This window comes from Streptomyces anatolicus (genome assembly GCF_019400875.1).
GTDB classification, from domain to species: domain Bacteria; phylum Actinomycetota; class Actinomycetes; order Streptomycetales; family Streptomycetaceae; genus Streptomyces; species Streptomyces anatolicus.
Genome location: NZ_WMBF01000472.1, coordinates 1 through 4,903, shown reverse-complemented (window position 1 = coordinate 4,903; position 4,903 = coordinate 1). Strand labels below are relative to the sequence as shown.

The window sequence follows — 4,903 nt, the reverse complement described above, 5'->3', positions numbered from 1 at the left end:
GTGCCGGGCTCGTCGGCGACGTCCGTGTGCTCTGCCGCGTCCGCTTCCGCCGGTACGTCACCGGGCTCGGCGAGGGCTTCGGCGGGGGCAGCGGGCTCGCTGTGCTCGGCGTGTCCGGCGGGCACGTCGGCCGTGCCGGCCCCGTCCACGGGAGCGGCGGCCTCATGCGCGGGCGCCCGTTCGGCGACCTCGACGGCGAGCGCGTCCGCGTTGGCGTTGGCGTTGGCGTTGGCGTGCGCCAGGTCCACCGCGTCCGCCGGGTCCACCTGCTCCGCTGCCGCCACCGGCTCCGCGAGGGCATCGGCCTCCGCGGTCACCATGGCCTCCTGCGCGACCTCGGCGGCGCCCTGGACCTCTTCGACGGCCACCGCGGCCTGCGCCGCCTGCGCGGCTCTCGCCGCCTCGATGCCCGACTGCCCGGCGGGCGGCACACTGACCGCCCGCAGCAGCGTCGTCCGCTCGAAGCCGCTCTCCTGCGGCTCGCCCGGCGCTTCCAGCGCTTCCAGCGCGCCCGGCGTCTCCTCGGGCGCGGCCTGCTCCAGCGCCTCCTGGGGCTGCGCGCCCCACGGCGCACCCGCCCCGGCGCCCGTCGCCCACGGCGCGGGGGCGCCGCCCGGCAGGGTCGCGGGCGGCATACCGCCCCCGGGCCAGGAGTTCAGCTGCGTACGGACGGGATAGCCGTCGTCCCCGGTCAGCACGGAGGCCGTGAACTCGCCCGATTCGTCCGGGAGATCACCATTGGCGACCGGGATCGACCACTGCCCCGTGATGTCGGACGAGGGAGCGGCGCCCCCCTGCCCGTACTGCTGCTCATAGCCCTGCTGCTCATAGCCCTGGCCGTACCGCTGCTGCTCGTAGCCCTGGCTCTCGTACGCCTGCTGCTCGTACCCCTGCTGGTGCTCCTGCTGGCCCTGGTGGCCCTGGTGCTCCTGGTGGCCCTGGTGCTCCTGGTGCTCCTGGTGGCCATACGCCTGGTGCCCCGCCGCGTCGCCCTCGGCGAAGCTCCACTGTCCGGTCGCCCGGGGGTCGTAGCCGGGGTCGTCCGCCGCCTGGCCGGGCCGGGGCTGGGACTGCGGCTGCTGGTCCTGCGCCGTGCCCGCGTCGGGCCACCGCACCGTCTGCCCGCCGCCGGTCGCACCCGTCACCTCGGGCGGCATGACCCAGGCGCCCGTGGCGGCCGGGTCGGTGGCGTCGGGCGTGGTCGGGTTGACCGTTATCTGCGGCGGCACATAGCCGTGTCCGGGCGCGGCGAGCGGGGCGTCCAGCATGCCCTCGGGGAGCTGCACGAACGCCGTGGCGTCCGAGTCGTACTCGCCCTGCGGATGCGGCTGCCAGCCGCCGCCGTTGCGGGTGTTCTGTTCGTCGCTCACGACAGCGCCCTCCCCAGTGCTCGTCGGGCCAGCGCGGCGACGGTGCGCCGCAGGTGCAGTACGCCGGGCGGCAGCGGCTGTTCGGTGCCGTCGGCCGCCGGGGGCTGGTCGGGGACGCAGGCGGCGGCGACGTACTCACCGAAGGCGGTGACCGCCTCCGGGACGAGGCTGCCGCGCTCGCCGTCCCAGTCGATCAGCGAGGCGACCCACTGCTCGGCCTCCAGGGGCCGCAGCGGCATCGGCGCGATGGCGCCGACCGCGCACCGCACGGCGCGCCGCGCGGGGTCGAGGACCAGCGCGACGGAGGCGATCGCGCGGCCGGGGCCGGTGCGTCCCGTCGCCTTGAGGAAGACCTGGGGGGCGTGCAGCAACGGCACGCGCACAAAGCCGATCAGCTCGCCGGGGCGCAGCATCTCCATGCCCGCGAGCAGATGGGCGACGGGGACCTCGCGGCGGGCGCCACCGGGCCCCGCGATGATCAGCACGGCTTCGAGGGCCGCGAGGACGGGCAGCGCGTCGCCGGTCGGCGCGGCCGACGCGATGTTGCCGCCGAGGGTGCCCGCGTTGCGGATCTGGGGCGGTCCCGCGGCGCGCGCGGCGGCGGCCAGGGCGGGGAAGAGCGCGGCGAAGTCGGGGCGGCCCATGCGGGCGTGGGTGAGACCGGCGCCGAGCAGGCCGTGCCCGTCCTGGTACTGCCAGCCGCGGATCTCACTGATGCGGCCGAGGCCGACGAGGGCGGCGGGGCGCAATTGTCCCGAGTTGACCGAGGCCATCAGGTCCGTGCCGCCGGCGACGGGCACGGCGGCGGGCATGGCGGCGAGCGCCGCCACGGCCTCGTCGAGCGTGGCAGGCAGCTTCACCGACTGCGGTGTCTGCGCCGCCCGCGGTGCGTGCGTGGTCAAAACCGGCTGCCCCTTCCCGATGCCCGGCCGCGTACTTCACCTACGTCGCGTACGTGAAGCGCTCGCCGTTCGCGACGTGTCGCCGTTACGCCTGTTCCGCCGTACGGTACGTGCTCCCAACCCGGACGTGGCAACTCTGGCACATCTTCGCCGGGCCCCGACGCGGGGGTCCGCTAGGAGGCATTCGTCCCCAGACCAGGGGGATATGCCGTTTTCGCACGGCTTCCGGCAGCCCGTTCGTACGGCTTGCGGCGGCCCGTTCGCAGGGCTTTTGGCGGCCCGCGCGGGAGGGCGCGGGTCGCCGGGTCCAGGCACTCGGACGGGACCTCACACGTTCGGGGGCGGCCCCTCGATCGGGCGGCCTAGGTCACTGTTGGTCAGCCCTTCGGGGGCGGGCCGCCGCTGGTGCGGCAGCGGGCCGTTCGGTGGGCGGTAGTCGACGCCGAGCGCGTCAAGTCGCGCGTAATGGGCGGTCATACGCCGTTCGAAGTCGGCGAAGTCACGCGCTGCGGGGGCGGGAAGGCGCCGCCAGGCGACCTCGCAGAAGGCGGCGAGGCGCGGGAACACCTGGTAGTCCACGCGTTGCTGGTGCTCCATCACCTCGGTCCAGACGTTGGCCTGGGTGCCGAGGACGCGCGCGGCCTCCTCCTCGGTGAGTTCGGCGGGGACGGGCTCGAAGCGGTAGACGTCCTCAAGGGTGCGGACGAAGCCGATGGGCATCGGTTCGTCGGGGCCGCCGTCCTGCCGGTGGTCCAAGTAGACGTGCTGCTCCGGGCACATGATGACGTCGTGGCCGGACTTGGCGGCGGCGATACCGCCCCGGTAGCCGCGCCAGGAGGAGACGGTGGCCCCCTCGGCGAGGCCGCCCTCCAGGATCTCGTCCCAGCCGATGAGCCGCCGCCCGCGGGCCGCGAGCCACTGGTCGAAGTGGCGGATGAACCAGCTCTGGAGCCCGTCCTCGCCGTCGACGCCCAGCTCCTTGATCCGGGCCTGCGCGGCGGCCGAGGCCTTCCACTGGTCCTTGGGGCACTCGTCGCCGCCGACGTGGACGAAGGTGGACGGGAAGAGGTCGAGGACTTCCTCGAATACACCTTCGTAGAAACGGAGTACGTCCTCGGTGGGGGCCAGCACGTTCTTGCTGACGCCCCAGGTGTCCCAGACGGTCAGCGCCCCGGTGTCGACGACGTCCGTGTTGCCGAGGTGCGGATAGGCGCTGATCGCGGCCTGCGAGTGGCCCGGGATGTCGATCTCGGGGACGACGGTGATGTGCAGGGACTCCGCGTAGGCGACGATCTCGCGGATGTCGTCCTGGGTGTAGAAGCCGCCGTGCGGGCGCTCCTCCCACAGCGGCGACCTGCGGTGGCCCCACTTGGAGCGGGCCCGCCAGGAGCCGGCCTCCGTGAGCTTCGGGTGGCGCTTGATCTCCACGCGCCAGCCCTGGTCGTCGGTGAGGTGGAAGTGGAAGACGTTGAGCTTGTGGGCGGCGAGCAGGTCGAGGTAGCGCAGGACGCCTTCCTTCGGCATGAAGTGCCGGGAGACGTCGAGCATCATGCCGCGCCAGCCGAAGCGGGGGGCGTCCTCGATGGCGCCGCCGGGCAGCGAGTGCCGCGCGCCCGGCCGCAGTGGCGCGCGCCGGAAGGCGTCGGGGCCGAAGAGCTGACGGAGCGTCTGGGCGCCCCAGAAGACGCCCGCGGCGGCGCCGCCGCGGATCTCGACGCCGGTCTCGTCGATGGCGAGCCGGTACGCCTCCGGCTCCAAGGAGGCGTCGATGAGCAGGGCGACGGAGTCCGCCGCGCCCTCGGCGCCGGGCGGCAGCGGCAGGCCGAGTGCGGCGCCGAGCGTGGCGCGCAGCCAGCGTTCGGTGGACTCGGTGCCGGGTCCGGCCCACAGGGTGGTCGCGGGTCCGGCGGTGAAGGAGGAACCAGGCACGGCCTCGGCGTGTGCGGGCGCCGGGATGAGTTGGTCAAGGGTCATGCCGGAGAAGGCTGTCACGCGATTGCGGTACGCAAAAGGGGCGTTGCGGCACACGCAACGCCCCTTCTGGCCAGGGGCCTGTAACCGACCCCGGCGCCGGCCCCGGCCCCGGCCCCGGAAGGACTGCTTGGGCTACTCAGGCTCCTTGGACTACTTGGTGCTACTTCTTGCCGTCCTTGCCGCCCTTGTCCTTGTCGCCGCCGGCGCCCATGGACTCGTAGATCTCCTTGCACATGGGACAGACGGGGTACTTCTTCGGGTCGCGGCCGGGGACCCACACCTTGCCGCAGAGGGCGACGACGGGGGTGCCGTCGAGCGCGCTCGCCATGATCTTGTCCTTCTGGACGTAGTGCGCGTAGCGCTCGTGGTCGCCGTCACCGTGCGACACCTGCGGCGTCGGCTCTACGAGGGTCCCCGTACCTGCCCCGCGCTCGGGCTCGGGCTCAAGAGTGCTCATAGGGGCCAAGGGTACTCACGCCGGCCGCGTCCCGGCATCGCCCGTGCCGCGAGGGCCCTCGCCCTCCGGGGGGGCCGGTTCGTACCGCGCGGCCCGGTGGGGCTTGCTCGCGCAGTTCCTCGCGCCCCTTACGGGGCCGGTTCGTATCGCGCGGGTTGGTGGGGGTTGCTCGCGCAGTTCCCCGCGCCCCTGACGGGGCC

General features: G+C 73.9%; 3 protein-coding genes and 1 pseudogene. All 4 read right to left on the bottom strand.

The window, feature by feature from the left end:
• A pseudogene (locus tag GKQ77_RS27670) lies at positions 1 to 1,370 on the bottom strand (hypothetical protein); the annotation flags it as partial.
• Positions 1,367 to 2,272: an FAD binding domain-containing protein gene (locus GKQ77_RS27665; RefSeq protein ID WP_219691655.1), complete on the bottom strand. Its 906-nt coding sequence runs from the start codon at positions 2,270 to 2,272 to the stop codon at positions 1,367 to 1,369. The pseudogene GKQ77_RS27670 and the gene GKQ77_RS27665, both read right to left, overlap by 4 nt.
• 327 nt (positions 2,273 to 2,599) lie before the next feature.
• A complete protein-coding gene (locus GKQ77_RS27660) occupies positions 2,600 to 4,246 on the bottom strand; it encodes a beta-N-acetylhexosaminidase (RefSeq protein WP_219691656.1) in 1,647 nt (548 codons plus the stop codon).
• 160 nt (positions 4,247 to 4,406) lie between these two features.
• Positions 4,407 to 4,703 carry a DUF3039 domain-containing protein gene (locus GKQ77_RS27655; RefSeq protein WP_033263869.1) on the bottom strand — a complete coding sequence of 99 codons (297 nt, stop codon included), beginning with the start codon at positions 4,701 to 4,703 and terminating at the stop codon, positions 4,407 to 4,409.
• Positions 4,704 to 4,903 lie beyond the last annotated feature (200 nt).